This window comes from Streptomyces sp. NPDC017676, assembly GCF_044329325.1.
In the GTDB taxonomy this organism is placed as follows: Bacteria; Actinomycetota; Actinomycetes; order Streptomycetales; family Streptomycetaceae; genus Streptomyces.
The window spans coordinates 174,903-191,496 of the sequence record NZ_JBIRJA010000011.1 but is presented as its reverse complement, the minus strand read 5'-3'; the positions used below and the strand labels follow the sequence as shown (position 1 = coordinate 191,496).

General features: G+C 68.8%; 19 protein-coding genes. 1 reads left to right on the top strand and 18 read right to left on the bottom strand.

Features of this window, described 5'->3' with window-relative positions:
* Positions 1-30: 30 nt before the first annotated feature.
* The gene (gene rplM, locus ACH4LD_RS25005; RefSeq protein ID WP_030345455.1) at positions 31-474 is read right to left on the bottom strand and encodes a 50S ribosomal protein L13; all 444 of its coding nucleotides are present in this window, start codon (positions 472-474) and stop codon (positions 31-33) included.
* A 268-nt stretch (positions 475-742) separates the two neighbouring features.
* Here rplM and ACH4LD_RS25000 point away from each other — a divergent pair, with 268 nt between their 5' ends.
* Positions 743-1,615, top strand: coding sequence for a hypothetical protein (locus ACH4LD_RS25000; RefSeq protein ID WP_398056495.1), 873 nt, complete (start codon positions 743-745; stop codon positions 1,613-1,615).
* 12 nt (positions 1,616-1,627) lie between these two features.
* Here ACH4LD_RS25000 and ACH4LD_RS24995 read toward each other — a convergent pair whose 3' ends face one another.
* The 17 genes from ACH4LD_RS24995 to rpmD all read right to left on the bottom strand — a co-directional run bounded on the left by ACH4LD_RS24995 (position 1,628) and on the right by rpmD (position 16,593).
* Complete coding sequence (locus tag ACH4LD_RS24995) at positions 1,628-2,371, bottom strand: polyprenol monophosphomannose synthase (protein ID WP_398056496.1); 744 nt, start codon at positions 2,369-2,371, stop codon at positions 1,628-1,630.
* Positions 2,371-3,675, bottom strand: coding sequence for a UDP-glucose dehydrogenase family protein (locus ACH4LD_RS24990; RefSeq protein ID WP_398056497.1), 1,305 nt, complete (start codon positions 3,673-3,675; stop codon positions 2,371-2,373). Before ACH4LD_RS24990 ends, ACH4LD_RS24995 begins: the two co-directional genes overlap by 1 nt.
* A gap of 37 nt (positions 3,676-3,712) precedes the next feature.
* On the bottom strand, positions 3,713-5,554 hold the full coding sequence (locus ACH4LD_RS24985) for a glycosyltransferase family 39 protein (RefSeq protein WP_398056498.1): 1,842 nt from the start codon (positions 5,552-5,554) through the stop codon (positions 3,713-3,715).
* The gene (locus tag ACH4LD_RS24980) at positions 5,551-6,633 is read right to left on the bottom strand and encodes a glycoside hydrolase family 26 protein (RefSeq protein ID WP_398056499.1); all 1,083 of its coding nucleotides are present in this window, start codon (positions 6,631-6,633) and stop codon (positions 5,551-5,553) included. Before ACH4LD_RS24980 ends, ACH4LD_RS24985 begins: the two co-directional genes overlap by 4 nt.
* Entirely contained in the window at positions 6,633-8,051 is a 1,419-nt protein-coding gene (locus tag ACH4LD_RS24975; RefSeq protein ID WP_398056606.1) for a glycosyltransferase family 2 protein, read from the bottom strand. Before ACH4LD_RS24975 ends, ACH4LD_RS24980 begins: the two co-directional genes overlap by 1 nt.
* A gap of 386 nt (positions 8,052-8,437) precedes the next feature.
* The gene (gene truA, locus ACH4LD_RS24970) at positions 8,438-9,301 is read right to left on the bottom strand and encodes a tRNA pseudouridine(38-40) synthase TruA (protein WP_398056500.1); all 864 of its coding nucleotides are present in this window, start codon (positions 9,299-9,301) and stop codon (positions 8,438-8,440) included.
* Positions 9,302-9,375: 74 nt separating this feature from the next.
* Complete coding sequence (gene rplQ / locus ACH4LD_RS24965) at positions 9,376-9,876, bottom strand: 50S ribosomal protein L17 (protein WP_103812800.1); 501 nt, start codon at positions 9,874-9,876, stop codon at positions 9,376-9,378.
* Positions 9,877-10,080: 204 nt separating this feature from the next.
* The gene (locus ACH4LD_RS24960) at positions 10,081-11,103 is read right to left on the bottom strand and encodes a DNA-directed RNA polymerase subunit alpha (RefSeq protein ID WP_003966937.1); all 1,023 of its coding nucleotides are present in this window, start codon (positions 11,101-11,103) and stop codon (positions 10,081-10,083) included.
* Positions 11,104-11,247: 144 nt separating this feature from the next.
* On the bottom strand, positions 11,248-11,652 hold the full coding sequence (gene rpsK / locus ACH4LD_RS24955) for a 30S ribosomal protein S11 (protein WP_003956432.1): 405 nt from the start codon (positions 11,650-11,652) through the stop codon (positions 11,248-11,250).
* Between the two features lie 66 nt (positions 11,653-11,718).
* The gene (gene rpsM, locus ACH4LD_RS24950) at positions 11,719-12,099 is read right to left on the bottom strand and encodes a 30S ribosomal protein S13 (protein WP_030641206.1); all 381 of its coding nucleotides are present in this window, start codon (positions 12,097-12,099) and stop codon (positions 11,719-11,721) included.
* Positions 12,100-12,292: 193 nt separating this feature from the next.
* A complete protein-coding gene (rpmJ, locus tag ACH4LD_RS24945; protein ID WP_003998809.1) occupies positions 12,293-12,406 on the bottom strand; it encodes a 50S ribosomal protein L36 in 114 nt (37 codons plus the stop codon).
* A gap of 60 nt (positions 12,407-12,466) precedes the next feature.
* Positions 12,467-12,688 (bottom strand): translation initiation factor IF-1, encoded by a 222-nt coding sequence (gene infA, locus ACH4LD_RS24940; protein ID WP_003948620.1) that lies wholly within the window; start codon positions 12,686-12,688, stop codon positions 12,467-12,469.
* 162 nt (positions 12,689-12,850) lie between these two features.
* A complete protein-coding gene (gene map / locus ACH4LD_RS24935) occupies positions 12,851-13,687 on the bottom strand; it encodes a type I methionyl aminopeptidase (protein ID WP_398056501.1) in 837 nt (278 codons plus the stop codon).
* A 101-nt stretch (positions 13,688-13,788) separates the two neighbouring features.
* Positions 13,789-14,451 carry an adenylate kinase gene (locus ACH4LD_RS24930; protein WP_103812798.1) on the bottom strand — a complete coding sequence of 221 codons (663 nt, stop codon included), beginning with the start codon at positions 14,449-14,451 and terminating at the stop codon, positions 13,789-13,791.
* Positions 14,451-15,764, bottom strand: a complete 1,314-nt coding sequence (secY, locus tag ACH4LD_RS24925) for a preprotein translocase subunit SecY (RefSeq protein ID WP_103812797.1) — start codon at positions 15,762-15,764, stop codon at positions 14,451-14,453. Before secY ends, ACH4LD_RS24930 begins: the two co-directional genes overlap by 1 nt.
* A 188-nt stretch (positions 15,765-15,952) precedes the next feature.
* Positions 15,953-16,408, bottom strand: coding sequence for a 50S ribosomal protein L15 (rplO, locus tag ACH4LD_RS24920; protein WP_030745257.1), 456 nt, complete (start codon positions 16,406-16,408; stop codon positions 15,953-15,955).
* A 2-nt stretch (positions 16,409-16,410) separates the two neighbouring features.
* Entirely contained in the window at positions 16,411-16,593 is a 183-nt protein-coding gene (gene rpmD / locus ACH4LD_RS24915) for a 50S ribosomal protein L30 (RefSeq protein WP_003998814.1), read from the bottom strand.
* Position 16,594 lies beyond the last annotated feature (1 nt).

Genomic DNA, 16,594 nt, shown 5'->3' with positions numbered 1-16,594 from the left:
ATTCTCTTCAGTCTTAGGGGGTGGCCGGACTTACTGCGCGACCTGGGTGATCTCGAACGGCACCGGCTGCTGGGCAGCGTGCGGGTGCTGGTCACCCTTGTAGACCTTCAGCTTCGAGAGCATCTGACGGCCCAGCGTGTTCTTGGGGAGCATGCCCTTGACGGCCTTCTCGATGGCCTTCTCGGGGTTCTTGTCGAGCAGCTCGTCGTAGCGGACGGAGCGCAGACCACCCGGGTAACCGGAGTGGCGGTACGCCATCTTCTGGGTCCGCTTGTTGCCGGACAGGTGCACCTTGTCGGCGTTGATGATGATGACGAAGTCACCAGCGTCGACGTGCGGCGCGTAGATCGGCTTGTGCTTGCCCCGGAGGAGGGTCGCGGCAGTGGTGGCGAGACGGCCCAGGACAACGTCCTGAGCGTCGATGACGTGCCACTGGCGCGTCACATCGCCGGGCTTGGGGCTGTACGTACGCACGGTTCGTAGCCTTCGCTTCGAGTGAATGGTCCTAAACAAGGTCACCGAAACGATCACGACAGCCTTGACCCACGGCGGCGACGCAAACCGCGTGCGTGGGGTCGCTGGTCATCGGCCCGGTGGACCGGTGTAAGGGCCCGTCCCGTGAGAATGAGCAAGCCAATACACAACGAAGAAGTAGGTTACCGGGCAGCCCCCGGACGGGTCAAAACGAGGCAGGCCGTCAGAGGGACCCCGCACCACCGGCCCCCCGTCTAAGATGCGCCCCATGAGTTACGGGCAGGGGGGACCCCAGTCTCAGTGGGATCCCTGGAAACCGAATTCCCAGCAGCCGTGGAACAGCGGATCCGACGACGGGACGCCGGACTGGGCCGCGCTCGCCGAGGCATCGGAGACGCGGAACAAGCGCCGCAAGCTGCTGTTCATAGCCGGCGGCGCGCTCGCCACCGTCGCGATAGGCACCGCGGTCGCCATGGCCGTCGTCTCCGCGAACGGCGGTGACCCGCAGGCCGGTCCCAGCAACCTGCCCGCCAGCGGATCGCTGCCCGGCACGGGCACCGCGACGCCGTCCTTCGCGCCCACCAGCGCGCCGCCGCCGCTGGACCCCACGGACTTCATATCCAGCGCCAAGAAGGACACCGCCCCGCTGAGCCCGGACACCCTGTTCCCGGGCACCCAGCTGACCATGGGCGGCACGGTGTACAAGAAGGGCCCGACGGCCGACACCACGAGCTGTGCCACCGCCGCCGGCGGTACCCTCCCCAAGATCCTCACCGGCAACGGCTGCACCCGCCTGATGCGCGTGACCTACACGAACGGCGGCATCGCGGTCACCGTCGGCGTCGCCGTCTTCGACGACGCGGACAAGGCCGCCAAGGCCAAGGGCCAGACCGACGACCGGAGCATCGTGCGCTCGCTGTTCGGCAAGGGCGTCAAGCCCTTCTGCGACGGCGCGTTCTGCCGCTCGACCAGGAACGCCTACGGCCGCTACGCCTACTTCACGATCTCCGGCTTCACCAGCGGCAAGGACGTCACGACCAAGGACACCAAGGTGTTCGGTGCGGGCAACGACCTCGCCCAGTTCACCGCGAACCAGATCCACCGCCGCGGCCAGGTCCAGGCCTCGGCCGCCGCCCGGTAGCCGGGCGCGCGCCTACTGCCGCTTCAGCCGGAGCCGCAGCGGCACCACGGCCGACTCCAGCTGGGTGCGCAGGGTCATCTTGGAGGCACCCTCCGTGCGCTCGGCGAACCGGATCGGGATCTCCACGGCCGTGTGCCCGGCGCGTACGGCCTTGTACTTCAGCTCCACCTGGAAGCTGTAGCCCGCGCTGTCCAGGGACGACAGGTCCACGTCCCTGAGGGTCTGCGCCGACCACAGGTTGAAGCCGGCCGTGATGTCCTGGATCTCGGTGCCGAGGACGGCGCGCGCGTACCGGTTGGCGAAGCGGGACAGCAGCACCCGGTGCGCGCCCCACCGCTCGTCGAGCGAGCCGCCCTCGACGTACCGGCTGCCCACGACGAGACCGGCGCCGGTGGCGAGGGCCGCCTCCAGCATGCGGGGCACGGCCTCCACCGGGTGGCTGCCGTCGGCGTCCATCTGGACGACGTACGCGGCGCCCTCCGCGAGCGCGGCGGACATCCCGGCCGTGTACGCCCGTCCCAGCCCGTCCTTCGCGGTGCGGTGCAGCACGCTCATCCGGCGCCGCCCGCCGCTGTTGTACCGCGCCGCCAGCTCCTCGGCGATCCGCCCGGTGCCGTCCGGGCTGGAGTCGTCGACGATCTTCAGATGCAGGGCGTCCAGCGGCAGCCCGAGCACCGCCTCGGCCATCCCCGGCAGGTTCGCCGCCTCGTTGTACGTCGGCATCACCACGGTGACCGGCAGCTCGTCCTGTGCCATCACTGTCCCTCCCCTGCGGGCGCCGGAGTGCCCAGCGCCCGGAACCGCCAGCCCGCCGCGGCCCAGCGGTCCGCGTCGAGCACCCCTCGTCCGTCCACGATCCGGGGGCGGGCCACCAGCGCCGCGGCTCGCTCCGGGTCGATCTCCCGGAACCGCGGCCACTCGGTCAGGTGCAGCACCAGGTCGGCGCCGCGCAGCGCGTCCTCCACGGTCAGCGCGTACCCGAGCAGCGGGAACGCCTTGCGTGCGTTGTCCATCGCCTCGGGGTCGTGGACGGTGACGTCGGCGCCCTCCAGCCGCAGCCGGGCCGCCACGGCCAGCGCCGGCGAGTCCCGGATGTCGTCGGAGCCGGGCTTGAAGGCGGCACCGAGGACGGTGACCCGGGCGCCGAGCACGTCCGATCCGCACAGCTCGCGGGCCAGTTCCACCACCCGGTCCCGGCGCCGCATGTTGATCGCGTCCACCTCGCGCAGGAAGGTCAGCGGGACGCCCAGCTCGTCGGCGCGGTGCGCGAAGGCGCGGATGTCCTTCGGCAGGCAGCCGCCGCCGAAGCCGATCCCGGCGCGCAGGAACTCGGGGCCGATCCGGTCGTCGTGGCCCAGTGCCTCGGCGAGGGTGCGCACATCGCCGCCGGCCGCCTCGCAGACCTCGGCCATCGCGTTGATGAAGGAGATCTTGGTGGCGAGGAAGGCGTTGGCGGCCGTCTTGACCAGCTCGGCGGTCGGGAAATCGGCGATGACGAGCGGGGTGCCGGCGGCGAGGACCGGAGCGTACACGGCGCGCAGGATCGTCTCGGCGCGGGCACTGTCCACGCCGAAGACCAGCCGGTCCGGACGCAGCGTGTCCTCGACCGCGAAGCCCTCGCGCAGGAACTCCGGGTTCCAGGCGACCTCGGTGGCGTAGGTGCGCGCCAGCCGCTCCGCCGTGCCGACGGGCACGGTGGACTTGCCCACGACCAGCGCGTCCGGCGCCGCGTGCGCGGCCAGGGCGGCGAAGGCGGCGTCGACGTGGCTGAGGTCGGCGGCGCCGGAGTCCGCGCGCTGCGGGGTGCCGACGCACACGAAGTGCACCTCGCCGAAGGCCCCGGCCTCGGCGAAGGAGGTGGTGAAGCGCAGCCGGCCGCTCGCGGTGTGCTTCGCGATCAGCTCGGGCAGCCCGGGCTCGTGGAAGGGCACGCGGCCGGCGCTCAGCGCGGCGATCTTCTCCGGGTCGACGTCGACGCCGAGCACGTCGTGGCCGAGTTCCGCCATGCAGGCGGCGTGGGTGGCGCCGAGGTAGCCGGTGCCGATGACGGTGAGCCGCAAGAGAACGGCCTTTCTCGCTTCGGATGCTTCGGGTGCGTCAGGCGGTCTTGACCCAGATGCGGTAGTGGCCGGTGCCGCTGGAGTTACGGAAGGGCAGGTCGGCGAGGAGCCGGTAGTGCGGATTGCCCTTGACCGCGTCCGCGACGACGGCGTCCACCCGGGGGTTGGTGAGACCGTCCAGGACGATCAGGTCGAACTCGCCGTCGCGCAGCGCCGCGCGGTAGGCGGCGTCACCCTTGTGGTACGTGCCCTTCTTGTCCGTGTACTCCAGGGCGAAGACGCCCTGCCACTGCCGGTGGCTGGTCCTGTCGCGCAGGTAGTAGACGGGCACCTCGGGCGTCGAGGCGAGGTAGTGGCCCTTGCGGTCCACGTGGGAGTCGATGACCTGGATCATCTTCGAGGAGTCGGGCCAGACGCCGAAGCGCCAGTCCGCCTGCGAGATGCCGAGGCAGAGCGTCGCCGTCCACAGCATGATGCCGAGCTGGGGATAGCGGAAGTGCGCCCCGATCAGCCGGGTCACGCCGACACCGGCCATCGGCGCGGCGAACAGCAGGCCGAAGCCGACGTGCTTGAACAGCGAGACCACGGTCCCCAGGTGCACCTGGTAGGCGGGCGCGAGCAGCGCGGTGCCGCACAGCACCAGCCCCAGCAGGGCCCGCCAGCGCCAGCCGGGGTTGCCGAGCCGCTGGGCGACCGGCGACTCGTTCATCCGGCTGCGCCGCACGTAGGAGAGGGCACCCCCGACGGCGGTGAGGAACATCAGCCCGCCCCACTGGGCCGACCGCTGGAGCAGGAAGGCGGTGCTGTCGGAGCCGTGGGCGCGGTTGGTCGTGGTCTGCCGCACACCGGCGAGCAGGTCGGTGCTGTACATGCCGGCCGCCAGCAGGGCGCCGATGCCGAGCGCGAGGAGCAGCATCCGCAGGAAGGCCCTGCGGCCCTTGTGCGGCCAGCCGGTGAGCAGGGCGAGCACGACGATGGTCGGCAGGTACAGGGCGGCCGCGTACTTCACGCCGACGGCGAGGACGGCGACCGGCGCCGCGAGCAGTACGGCGGCCACGGGCGCCCGGTCGGTGCGGACGACGATCCAGGTGGCCAGGGCCAGCAGGAACACCGCGGCGGCGTCGTAGGTGGCGAAGTACCCCATGACGACGGTCGACTGCACCACGGCGAAGAGCGCCGCGCCGGCCAGCGCGGCCCGCTCGTTGAACAGCCGCCGGGTGAAGGAGTACAGCAGCGCGGTGGTGCCCAGCATGAAGGCCAGGCTCAGCACCCGGGCCCCGGTGAGCCCGAAGCGGCCGTCGACGGCGGCGGCGAGCACCGGGTACAGCTGCGGCGAGCCGGAGAAGTACGCCCCGTAGTCGATGGGCAGCGGGGTGCCGTGCAGCAGGTGCTGCAACTCCGCGTGGCCGGCGGCCAGGTACAGGGCCTCGTCCTGGAACGCCGTGTTGGACAGGCGTAGCGAGAGCACGGCCTGGACGGCCAGGACGAACAGCAGCACGGCCCGGCTCACCCAGGCGCGCCGCCGGCTGGCGGCCATGTCCCAGCCGACCTCGGGCGTCTCGGGAACGGTGTACCCGGGCTCGGCGGGCGCCGCCGGCTCGGCCACCGTGTGCAGGGCGTACGTCGGCTGGTCGTCCTGCTGCTGGTACGGATAGGTCCGGGGGTCGTAGTCGTACCCCTGGGGGACGTCGTGGCTCCGCGGGACGTCGTGGCTCTGCGGGACGTCGTAGCCCTGGGGTGTGCCGTGCTGCTGGGGGAAGTCGTGGCCCTGCGGCGGGCGCGGGACGTAGCCGTCGGAGTTGAACCAGCCGCCCTGCGGGTCGTCGTCCGCGTACGGGTCGTACGGCTGCGGGACGTAGTACTCGGGTCGTGAACTCATGACGGCTTCCGTACGTCGAAGCCGAACCGGTCGTCGGCGGCCAGGCGCTTGAACTCCTTCAGCGCCAGCGGGCTCGCCTCCAGCCGCCAGTCGGCGCGCTTCTTGTGGTTGAACCAGATGAAGCCGAGCATGTCGTCGTCCGCCGCGACGCCCGCGAACAGGTTGCGGATGTCGGCCCGCCGCCGTTCGCCGGGCATGGCGCCGGTCTCCAGCAGCAGGATCGGCTTCTTGGTGAAGGTGCGGACCCGGTCGCGGGTGGTCCCGAAGACGCTGTCGAAGGAGTTGTCCTGGCCGGCGGTGAAGTAGCCGATCAGTCCGACCCAGTCGACATAGGCGTCGCCCGGGTAGTACGGCTTGAGCTTCACGTCCGGGACCGGGTTGACGATGTTGGGCGACCAGGCCCAGATGACGTTGGTGGCGCCCGTGTCCACGAAGGTCTGGTGGATGTGCCGCCAGGCGGCCACGTACTGGGCCGGGGTCACGTCGTGCGTGCCCCACTTCTCCCAGTGGCCGTTGAACTCGTCCGCGAAGTCGATCACCACGGGGAGGTTCAGCTTGCGGACGGCGGCCGCGTACTTCTTGATGTACGGGTCCGACTTGCCCGCCGCGATGTCGGCGAGCGGGGTGTCGAAGGGCTCCCAGGACATCAGCGTCAGCGCGCCCTCGGCCCAGGCCTTGCGCACCCCGGTGGCGTCGAAGCCGTCACCCCAGCCGGCGTAGTACTCGACCAGGTTCGGCTGCTTGCCGGTCATCCGCGTGTACGCGTCGACGTTCTTCATGGAGTTCGGCGCGCCCGGCACCGCCGCGCCGAAGTACTTCTTCGCCGGCTTCAGCAGGGGGGTGACGTCGTAGGGGACGTCCTGGCCGGCGCTGACCGTGGCGTGCGGGGCGGCCGTGCCGCCGCCGGACGACGGCGAGTCGCCGGAGTCGCCGAGCAGCGAGCAGCCGCTCAGCGCGAGGACGCCGACGACGGCGCCGGCCAGCGCGGCGCGAACCGGACGGCCGCGGCCGGGACGGGCCGTACGGCCGCTGCGGGGTCGGGCCGTAAGGCCGCTGCGGAATCGTTTCGTCAGTCGCATCAGGCGGCCTCCGCCCCCGAGCGCGGCTGGACCAGGACCCGGCCCACGACCAGCGCGTAGAACAATCCGGACGACAGGATGAGGGCGAAGTCCGGCGCGTTCATGGTGAACGTCCGGTACACCGCGGCGGTGACCCAGATCAGCGCCGTGCCGCCGCTCCAGGCCCACATGCCGATCCAGAAGCGCCGCGTCTTGTTCTTCTTGGCGCCGGAGGAACCGGTCGGCTGCCAGCCCATCCGGTTCTTGCGCAGGATGTCCCAGATGGCGAAGACGTGCGCCCAGCCGTACATCATGCGGGCCGCCCACGCCTCCAGGCGGTACGGCGCCCGGTGCCACATCGGGAAGACGATCGTGGTGTAGAGGATGCTGGGCAGCACCAGGAGCAGGTGCTCCACCTTGAGCTTCTCCGGCATCATCAGCAGCAGCACGATCGGGATGACCGGCGCCGCGAAGGTGAACAGCGCGGTGTGGATGTAGTAGAAGAACCCGGACATGTAGCACAGCCGGCTGGAGAGCCGGATCTTCGCCTGCCAGAACTTGCGGCTGCCGAGCAGGCTCATCGAGCCCGAGCACCAGCGGTACTGCTGGTTGAAGAAGGCGCCCGCGGTGTCCGGGCACACCCCGGTGGACACCGCGACCGGGACGTACCTCAGGTCCCAGCCGAGCCCGCGCAGGTCGAAGCCGGTGTGCACGTCCTCGGAGTGCTCGATCAGGGTGGTGCCGCCGTTGGTCTCCAGGGCCGCCCGCCGGTAGATCGCGCAGGAACCGACGCAGATGGCGCCGTCACTGCCCTGCCGCGACACCTGCACGGACCGGTAGAACAGCTCCTGCACCGCGCCCGCGCCGCGCTCGATCCAGTTCTGCGAGTCGAGCACCCGGAAGTACTGCGGGGACTGGACGATGCCGATCCGCGGATCGGCGTCCATGTACGGCAGCAGTTCCTCCAGCAGATCGGCGCGCGGGGTGAAGTCCGCGTCCAGGATGAGGATGTACTCGCCGTCGGACTGGGCGAAGCCGAAGTGCAGGTTGCCCGCCTTCTTGAACCAGCCCCGGTTCTCCCGGGTGCCGTAGCGGAACCCGAAGTCCCGGGCCATCGCAGCCAGTTCCGGGCTCGCGCCGTCGTCCAGCACGAACGGCACACAGACCCCGGGATACCGGTCGGCCATCGCCCGCACGTGCCGCCAGGTGTTGTGCAGCACCTCGATGGGCTCACCGCACACCGGCAGGAACACGTCGACGGACGGGTGGACCTCGGGCCGCCAGTTCTGCACCAGCCGCCGGTGGTGGGCGATGTCGAAGTCCCGGGTGAAGCCGTTCACCCGCAGCGACACCAGGTAGTAGATCACCGTGAACACCAGCAGCGGGGTGTAGATCCACAGCACCGGCGTGGACTGGGCCAGCTTGAACTGGCTCACCACCAGACAGCAGAAGCTGACCAGCGAGCTGATGGTCAGGATCCACAGGTGCCGGTGCGCGTAGGAGTACTTCTCCCGGTCCGTCGGCGGCAGCGGCAGCAGTCCGAGCGCGGGGTTCCCGCCCCGCCCGGCCCGTCGCCGCCCACCACTCCGGCGCGCCGCGCGACGCCCCCCGGTCCGCACGGGACCCACTGAAGTCATGCCGTTGTCCAACCCCGGGCGTAACCGGCCGCCCGTCGACCCCCCAGCCAACCCCGGCCACCCCTGTCGAACATCTGGCCGGGACGCGCAACTGTATCCGAGAGGTATGGAACGCGTAAGAGTCGGTAAGAAGGATTACGTCCGGTAAGTCCAGACATGAGGCATAAGCTCAGCGAAATGCAACGTAACTAACAGGTTTCACAGCCCGGCACCCCGGGAAGCGACCGCTTGTTACGCGCCTCCTTGCTCCGGGCCGCCAGCAGCTCGTCGGCCGGATAGCCGACCTCCTCCAGCGTCAGCCCGTGCGGCCGTACGACATGCACGGCGGAGTCCCGAACCCGGGCCGCCAGCACCTTCCCCGGCCACTCCGGCCCCCGGTGCCCGTCCCCCACGAACAGCAGCGCGCCGATCAGCGACCGCACCATGTTGTGGCAGAAGGCGTCCGCGCGCACGGTGGCCGTGATGATCCCGTCATCCCCCCTGACCAGGCTCAGCTCCTGGAGGGTGCGGATCGTGGTCGCCCCTTCCCGCTTCTTGCAGTAGGCGGCGAAGTCATGCTCCCCGAGCAGCGACCGGGCGGCCTCGTTCATGGCGTCCACGTCGAGCGGCCAGTCGTGCCACAGCACATGGTTGCGCAGCAGCGGGTCCACACCGCCCGGATTGTCCGTCACCCGGTACGCGTACCGCCGCCAGACGGCCGAGAACCGCGCGTTGAAACCGCTCGGCGCCTGTCTGAGCGCCCACACCCGCACGTCCTTCGGCAGCCGGCCGGCGAGCCGCTTGAGCAGCTTCTCGTGATGCTCACGCCACACACCCTCGGGCAGGTCCACGTGCGCCACCTGCCCGCGCGCGTGCACCCCGGCGTCGGTCCGCCCGGCGACCGTCAGCTCATAGGTCTCCCGGGACCGGGTCACCGTCCGCAGGGCGTCCTCGATCTCCCCCTGCACGGTCCGCCTGCCACCGGCCTGCTTGGCCCAGCCGTGGAAGTCGGTGCCGTCGTAGGACAGGTCGAGACGGAGACGGACATGGCCGGGCTGTACTTCGTCACTCACGTACAGATCCTCTCAAGTACGCGAAAGCGGGCCCGCCCCGAAGGGCGAACCCGCTTCCCGCGTCAGGCAGAGCCTCAGGCGTCCTTGGACTCCTCGGCGGGAGCCTCGGCGGCCTCGGTCTCCTCGACCTTGGTCTCCTCGGCCTTGGCCTCCTCGGCCTCCTTGACCGCACGCTTGGTGGCGGCCTCGGCCTCGCCGGTCGCCTGCTGGGCGACCGTCAGCGCCTCGACCAGCTCGATGACGGCCATGGGCGCGTTGTCGCCACGGCGGTTACCGATCTTGGTGATGCGGGTGTAGCCACCGGGACGGTTCTCGTACCGCGGGCCGATCTCGGTGAAGAGCGTGTGGACGACGCTCTTGTCCGTGATGACCTGGAGCACCTGACGGCGGTTGTGAAGGTCGCCCTTCTTCGCCTTGGTGATCAGACGCTCGGCGTACGGACGCAGCCGGCGCGCCTTCGCCTCGGTGGTGGTGATACGGCCGTGCTCGAAGAGGCTCTTCGCCAGGTTCGCGAGGAGCAGCTTCTCGTGCGCGGCGCTGCCGCCCAGACGGGCACCCTTGGTGGGCTTCGGCATGTTCTTTCTCCTGTGTGTCTGCCCCGGCCGTGTCAGGTACCGGGGTCAGTATCCGAGCGAGCGGTTGCTCGTCGGAGATCCGGGGCGTCCCCGAAGGGGCGCCCCGGAAGGGGCGCGGGGCTGTAACAATATGCGGCTGACGCCGCGCGGGCGCGACCAGCCACAACCGGCCCGCAGAAGCAGTACGGCCTCCCCGCGGAGCTCTTAGTACTGCTCGGTCTCCACGAACCCGGCGTCCGCGTCGTCATCGGCACCGAACGCGTCCGCCGCGGCGGTCGGGTCGAATCCGGGCGGGCTGTCCTTCAGGGCCAGGCCCATGCCGGCCAGCTTCGCCTTGACCTCGTCGATGGACTTCGCACCGAAGTTGCGGATGTCCAGCAGGTCGGCCTCGGAGCGCGCGACCAGCTCACCCACGGAGTGGATGCCCTCACGCTTGAGGCAGTTGTACGACCGAACGGTGAGCTCCAGCTCCTCGATCGGCAGCGCCAGGTCGGCGGCGAGCGCGGCGTCCGTCGGGGACGGACCCATGTCGATGCCCTCGGCGTCGATGTTCAGCTCGCGCGCGAGGCCGAACAGCTCGACCAGCGTCTTGCCGGCGGAGGCCATGGCGTCACGCGGACGCATCGCCTGCTTGGTCTCGACGTCGACGATCAGCTTGTCGAAGTCGGTGCGCTGCTCGACACGCGTGGCCTCGACCTTGTACGTGACCTTCAGAACCGGCGAGTAGATCGAGTCGACCGGGATACGGCCGATCTCCTGACCCACCTGCTTGTTCTGCACGGCGGAGACGTAACCGCGGCCACGCTCGACCGTCAGCTCCATCTCCAGCTTGCCCTTGCCGTTGAGCGTGGCGAGGACCAGGTCGGGGTTGTGCACCTCGACACCGGCCGGGGGCGCGATGTCGGCGGCGGTGACCAGACCCGGGCCCTGCTTGCGCAGGTACATCACGACCGGCTCGTCGTGCTCCGAGGAGACGACCAGCTGCTTGATGTTGAGGATCAGGTCGGTGACGTCCTCCTTGACGCCCGGCACGGTGGTGAACTCGTGCAGCACGCCGTCGATCCGGATCGAGGTGACGGCGGCACCCGGGATCGAGGAGAGGAGGGTACGGCGGAGGGAGTTGCCGAGGGTGTAGCCGAAGCCCGGCTCCAGCGGCTCGATCACGAACCGGGAGCGGAACTCGTCGACGACCTCTTCGGTCAACGAGGGACGCTGAGCGATCAGCATGTGTGGATCAGATCCTTCTTTCGTGGACGCCCGCTATTTGACGTCCGACGGAAACCGCGCCCGGGAAAAGCGCGGGTACTGCAAGGGTACGGGCGGCACGACCCGAAAGAGCCGTGCCGCCCGCGACCAGCGACCTGGGAAGCGTCAGACGCGACGACGCTTCGGCGGACGGCAGCCGTTGTGCGGGGTCGGGGTGACGTCCTGGATGGAGCCGACCTCAAGGCCCGTGGCCTGCAGGGAGCGGATCGCGGTCTCACGACCGGAACCCGGGCCCTTGACGAACACGTCGACCTTGCGCATGCCGTGCTCCTGGGCGCGGCGGGCAGCCGACTCGGCGGCCATCTGCGCGGCGAACGGCGTGGACTTCCGGGAGCCCTTGAAGCCGACGTGGCCGGCGGAGGCCCAGGAGATCACGTTGCCGGACGGGTCCGTGATCGAGACGATCGTGTTGTTGAACGTGCTCTTGATGTGCGCGTGGCCGTGAGCGACGTTCTTCTTTTCCTTGCGGCGCACCTTCTTGGCAGCGCCCTGACGACCCTTGGGGGGCATCTACAAACTCCTAGAGGGAGGTGGTCGGTCCTACAGCGAAGACCGTGGACAGGTGTCCGCTGCGGACTACTTCTTGCCCGGCTTCTTCTTGCCGGCGATGGCGCGACGCGGGCCCTTGCGGGTGCGGGCGTTGGTGCTGGTGCGCTGACCGCGGACGGGCAGACCGCGACGGTGACGGAGACCCTGGTAGGTGCCGATCTCGACCTTGCGGCGGATGTCGGCCTGGATCTCGCGACGGAGGTCACCCTCGGTCTTGATGTTGTTGTCGACGTACTCGCGGATCGCGACCAGCTGCTCTTCGGTCAGGTCACGAACGCGGGTGTTCGGGTCGACGCCGGTCGCAGCCAGCGTCTCCTTCGAGAGGGTCCGGCCGATGCCGAACACGTAGGTGAGGGCGATCTCCACGCGCTTGTCGCGCGGGATGTCGACACCGGAAACGCGTGCCATTCAATGGCTCCTGGTGAATCTTCGGAGGTCTTCCACAGAACCGGCTCCCGGCCGCCGTACTAGGTACGAACCGGGTCCCCGGCCTCCGAACCGGGGGTGTCGAGCTGGTTGGCTCGGGCTCTGCGTATGAACATATTCAGCTCGCGTCGCGCGAAGACTCTGCGATAGAGGTGCAGAGGGTGATGGTCGTGCGTCAGCCCTGGCGCTGCTTGTGGCGCGGGTTCTCGCAGATGACCATGACCCGGCCGTGACGGCGGATCACCCTGCACTTGTCGCAGATCTTCTTGACGCTCGGCTTGACCTTCATGGGGTGAGGTTCTCCGGGTCAGTGCCATCGCACCGGGCGGGCCCGGGGCGCGGGCAAGATCTACTTGTACCGGTAGACGATCCGGCCACGCGTCAGGTCGTACGGAGACAGCTCCACCACGACCCGGTCGTCAGGGAGGATGCGGATGTAGTGCATACGCATCTTGCCGCTGATGTGTGCCAGGACCTGGTGGCCGTTCTGGAGCTCGACCTTGAACATGGCGTTCGGCAGAGACTCGACGACAGTGCCCTCGATCTCGATGGCACCTTGCTTCTTGGCCACGCTTCGCCCTTCGAATCGACTACCTTGATCGACTCTCAGGCGATCCCTGGGATTCCCCTGCGGGAGCATGCGGACATGCGGGTGCACGAGAGCCGACGAGTCAGTCTACGTCGGCGCACCCCGAAAGGCGAATCGAGGAAGTCTGCCCTACGGGGGAGATCGTTAAGCAAGCGGGTCCGGTGCCGCCGTGATGCCGTGCTCGGCGAGCTTGGCCCTGCCCCCGTCGGGGGCGGTGAGGACCAGCGGGCCCTGCTCCGTCAGGGCGACGGAGTGCTCCCAGTGGGAGGACCAGGTGCCGTCGGTGGTGATGACCGTCCAGTCGTCCGACAGGACCTCGGTGCGCGGGGTGCCCAGCGACACCATCGGCTCGATCGCGAGGCAGAAGCCCGGGACCAGCTTGGGGCCCTTGCCGCGCCGGCGGTCGACGTAGTTCAGCAGGTGCGGGTCCATGTGCATCTCGGTGCCGATGCCGTGGCCGCCGTAGTCCTCGATGATCCCGTACCGTCCGCCGCCCGGCTTGGGCTGGCGGCGGATGTACGTCTCGATCGCCCGGGAGATGTCGACCAGGCGGTTGCCCTGCTTCATGGCCGCGATACCGGCCCACATCGACTCCTCCGTCACCCGGGACAGCTCGATCAGCTCCGGGGCGTGACCGGAGCCCACGAACGCGGTGTAGGCCGCGTCGCCGTGCCAGCCGTCGACGATCGCGCCGCAGTCGATGGAGATGATGTCGCCGTCCTTGAGGACGACGTCGTCGGAGGGGATGCCGTGGACGACCACGTCGTTCACAGAGGTGCAGATGGTCGCGGGGAAGCCGCCGTAGCCCAGGAAGTTCGACTTGGCGCCGTGCTCGGCGAGCACCTTGCGGGCCACCTCGTCCAGGTCCCTGGTGGTGGCGCCCGGCACCGCGGCCTCGCGCGTCGCCGCGTGGATGGCGGCTACGACCAGGCCCGCCGCCCGCATCTTCGCGATCTGCTCGGGGGTCTTGATCTGCACCATGGGGGCCTGCGCTCTCCGTCACTCACATCGGCTGGGGATACCTGTACAACAGTACGGCCGCGGCGCCCTCGGGAGGGCACCGCGGCCGGAAGGACCGGGAGCTACTTCTCGGCCTTCTCGCGCTTGAGGGCCTCCAGCGCCCGCCGCGTGATCTCGTCCACCGGGCCCAGGGAGGAGATCGTCACGACCAGGCCCTGCGCCTTGTAGTAGTCGATGATCGGCTCGGTCTGCGTGTGGTAGACCTCCAGCCGCTTGCGGACGGTCTCCTCGGAGTCGTCGTCGCGCTGGTACAGCTCGCCGCCGCAGACGTCGCAGACACCCTCCTGCTTCGGCGGGCTGTACGTCACGTGGAAGACGTGGGAGGAGTCGTTCCGGCAGATGCGCCGGCCGGCGATGCGCTTGACGACCTCGTCCTCGGGTACCTCCAGGTCCAGCACGGCGTCCAGCGTGATGGCCTCGGTGCGCAGCAGCTCGTCCAGCGCCTCCGCCTGCGAGACGTTCCGCGGAAAGCCGTCCAGCAGGAAGCCGTTCTCCGCGTCCGGCTGCTCCATGCGGTCCTTGGCCATCGCGATCGTCACCTCGTCGGGAACGAGGTTGCCGGCGTCCATGTAGGACTTCGCGAGCTTGCCCAGCTCCGTCTGCCGACTGATGTTGGCCCGGAACAGGTCGCCCGTGGAGATGTGCGGGACGCCCAGCTTCTCTGCGAGCCGGACGGCCTGCGTTCCCTTACCGGCACCCGGCGGCCCGACGAGGACGATACGCATCAGCGGAGGAACCCTTCGTAATTGCGCTGCTGGAGCTGGCTCTCGATCTGCTTCACCGTCTCAAGGCCGACACCCACGATGATGAGGATGCTGGTCCCGCCGAAGGGGAAGTTCTGGCTTGCCCCGAAGCCCACCAACGCCATTGTCGGTACGAGAGCGATCAGACCCAGATACAGCGAACCCGGCCAGGTGATCCGGTTGAGCACGTAGCTCAGGTACTCAGCGGTCGGTCGGCCAGCCCGGATGCCCGGGATGAAGCCACCATACTTCTTCATGTTGTCGGCTACTTCTTCGGGGTTGAAGGAGATCGCCACGTAGAAGAACGCGAAGAAAACGATGAGCAAGAAGTACGAAACGATGTAAATCGGGTGGTCGCCCTTGGTGAGGTTCTGCTCGATCCAGGTCTTCCAGCCCGACTTGCCTCCCGCGAACTGCGCCACGAGCGCCGGGATGTAGAGCAGCGAGGAGGCGAAGATGACGGGAATCACACCCGCCTGGTTCACCTTGAGCGGGATGTACGTGGACGTGCCGCCGTAGGAACGGCGTCCGATCATGCGCTTCGCGTACTGCACCGGGATGCGGCGCTGGGCCTGCTCGACGAAGACGACGAGCGCGACCATGACCAGGCCCACCGCGATGACGGTGCCGAACTCGATCCAGCCGCCGGCCAGCGTGCCCTGCTTCTTGATGGCCCACAGCGCCGACGGGAAGGTGGCGGCGATCGAGATGAACATCAGGATCGACATGCCGTTGCCGATGCCGCGGTCGGTGACCAGCTCGCCGAGCCACATCACGACGGCCGTGCCCGCGGTCATGCAGATGACCATGGTGATCGTGGTGAAGATCGCCTGGTCCGGGACGATGCTCGTGGCGACCGAGCAGCCGCTGAAGAGGGCGCCGCTGCGGGCGGTGGCCACCAGGCCGGTGCCCTGGAGGATCGCGAGCGCCACGGTGAGGTAGCGGGTGTACTGCGTGATCTTCGCCGTACCGGCCTGGCCCTCCTTCTTCAGGGCTTCCAGGCGCGGGATGACCACGGTCAGCAGCTGAAGGATGATGCTGGCCGTGATGTACGGCATGATGCCGAGCGCGAAGACCGTGATCTGCAGCAGCGCACCACCACTGAACATGTTCACGAGGCCGAACAGGCCCTGGTTGCCCTGGGCCTCGTTCACACAGGTCTGGACTGCCTTGTAGTTCACGCCGGGGATCGGGATGTGGGTACCGACCCGGTAGACCACGATGATGCCCAGCGTGAAGAGCAGCTTCTTGCGCAGGTCGGGCGTCCTGAACGCCCGGGCGAACGCGGTGAGCACGGTGCCTCCTGCGACCCCCGCGCAACTGCGTCAAGGGTGACGGTCTGAGTTCGACGAATACGAAAAAGAACAGTGCAGGCCACCTTACCGGCGACACTGCCCCCCTAGGAACGACCGACCGGGGATACCTCATTGTGAGGTATCCCCGGTCGGGATCGTTTACGTCATCGAGGCGTCGTCCGAAGGACTCAGACGAGCTCGGTGACCGTGCCGCCGGCGGCGGTGATCTTCTCCTTGGCGGAGCCGGAGACGGCGTCGACCGTCACCTGCAGCGCCACGGAGACCTCGCCCTGGCCGAGGACCTTGACGAGGCTGTTCTTGCGAACGGCACCCTTGGCCACCAGACCCTCGACCGTGACCTCGCCACCCTCGGGGTAGAGCGCGGCCAGCTTGTCGAGGTTCACGACCTGGTACTCGGTCTTGAACGGGTTCTTGAAGCCCTTCAGCTTCGGGAGGCGCATGTGCAGCGGCATCTGGCCGCCCTCGAAGCGCTCCGGAACCTGGTAGCGGGCCTTGGTGCCCTTGGTACCACGACCGGCCGTCTTACCCTTCGACGCCTCACCACGACCGACACGGGTCTTGGCGGTCTTGGCGCCGGGGGCGGGACGGAGGTTGTGGATCTTCAGCGGGTTCTGCTCCGCCATGATCAGTCGACCTCCTCGACCGTCACGAGGTGGCGGACGGTGTGCACCATGCCGCGGAACTCGGGGCGGTCCTCCTTGACGACCACGGTGTTGATCCCCTTGAGACCAAGCGACCGCAGGGTGTCACGGTGGTTCTGCTTGCTGCCGATGTAGGACTTGACCTGCGTGATCTTGAGCTGCGCCATG

Bases quoted from the DNA above. Each gene is read 5' to 3' on its own strand.
- ACH4LD_RS25000 (WP_398056495.1), top strand. From the start codon at position 743: ATGAGTTACGGGCAGGGGGGACCCCAGTCTCAGTGGGATCCCTGGAAA.
- ACH4LD_RS24995 (WP_398056496.1), bottom strand. From the start codon at position 2,371: ATGGCACAGGACGAGCTGCCGGTCACCGTGGTGATGCCGACGTACAAC.
- ACH4LD_RS24985 (WP_398056498.1), bottom strand. From the start codon at position 5,554: ATGAGTTCACGACCCGAGTACTACGTCCCGCAGCCGTACGACCCGTAC.
- ACH4LD_RS24980 (WP_398056499.1), bottom strand. From the start codon at position 6,633: ATGCGACTGACGAAACGATTCCGCAGCGGCCTTACGGCCCGACCCCGC.
- rplQ (WP_103812800.1), bottom strand. From the start codon at position 9,876: ATGCCGAAGCCCACCAAGGGTGCCCGTCTGGGCGGCAGCGCCGCGCAC.
- ACH4LD_RS24960 (WP_003966937.1), bottom strand. From the start codon at position 11,103: ATGCTGATCGCTCAGCGTCCCTCGTTGACCGAAGAGGTCGTCGACGAG.
- rpsK (WP_003956432.1), bottom strand. From the start codon at position 11,652: ATGCCCCCCAAGGGTCGTCAGGGCGCTGCCAAGAAGGTGCGCCGCAAG.
- rpsM (WP_030641206.1), bottom strand. From the start codon at position 12,099: ATGGCACGCGTTTCCGGTGTCGACATCCCGCGCGACAAGCGCGTGGAG.
- rpmJ (WP_003998809.1), bottom strand. From the start codon at position 12,406: ATGAAGGTCAAGCCGAGCGTCAAGAAGATCTGCGACAAGTGCAGGGTG.
- map (WP_398056501.1), bottom strand. From the start codon at position 13,687: ATGGTGCAGATCAAGACCCCCGAGCAGATCGCGAAGATGCGGGCGGCG.
- ACH4LD_RS24930 (WP_103812798.1), bottom strand. From the start codon at position 14,451: ATGCGTATCGTCCTCGTCGGGCCGCCGGGTGCCGGTAAGGGAACGCAG.
- rplO (WP_030745257.1), bottom strand. From the start codon at position 16,408: ATGGCGGAGCAGAACCCGCTGAAGATCCACAACCTCCGTCCCGCCCCC.
- rpmD (WP_003998814.1), bottom strand. From the start codon at position 16,593: ATGGCGCAGCTCAAGATCACGCAGGTCAAGTCCTACATCGGCAGCAAG.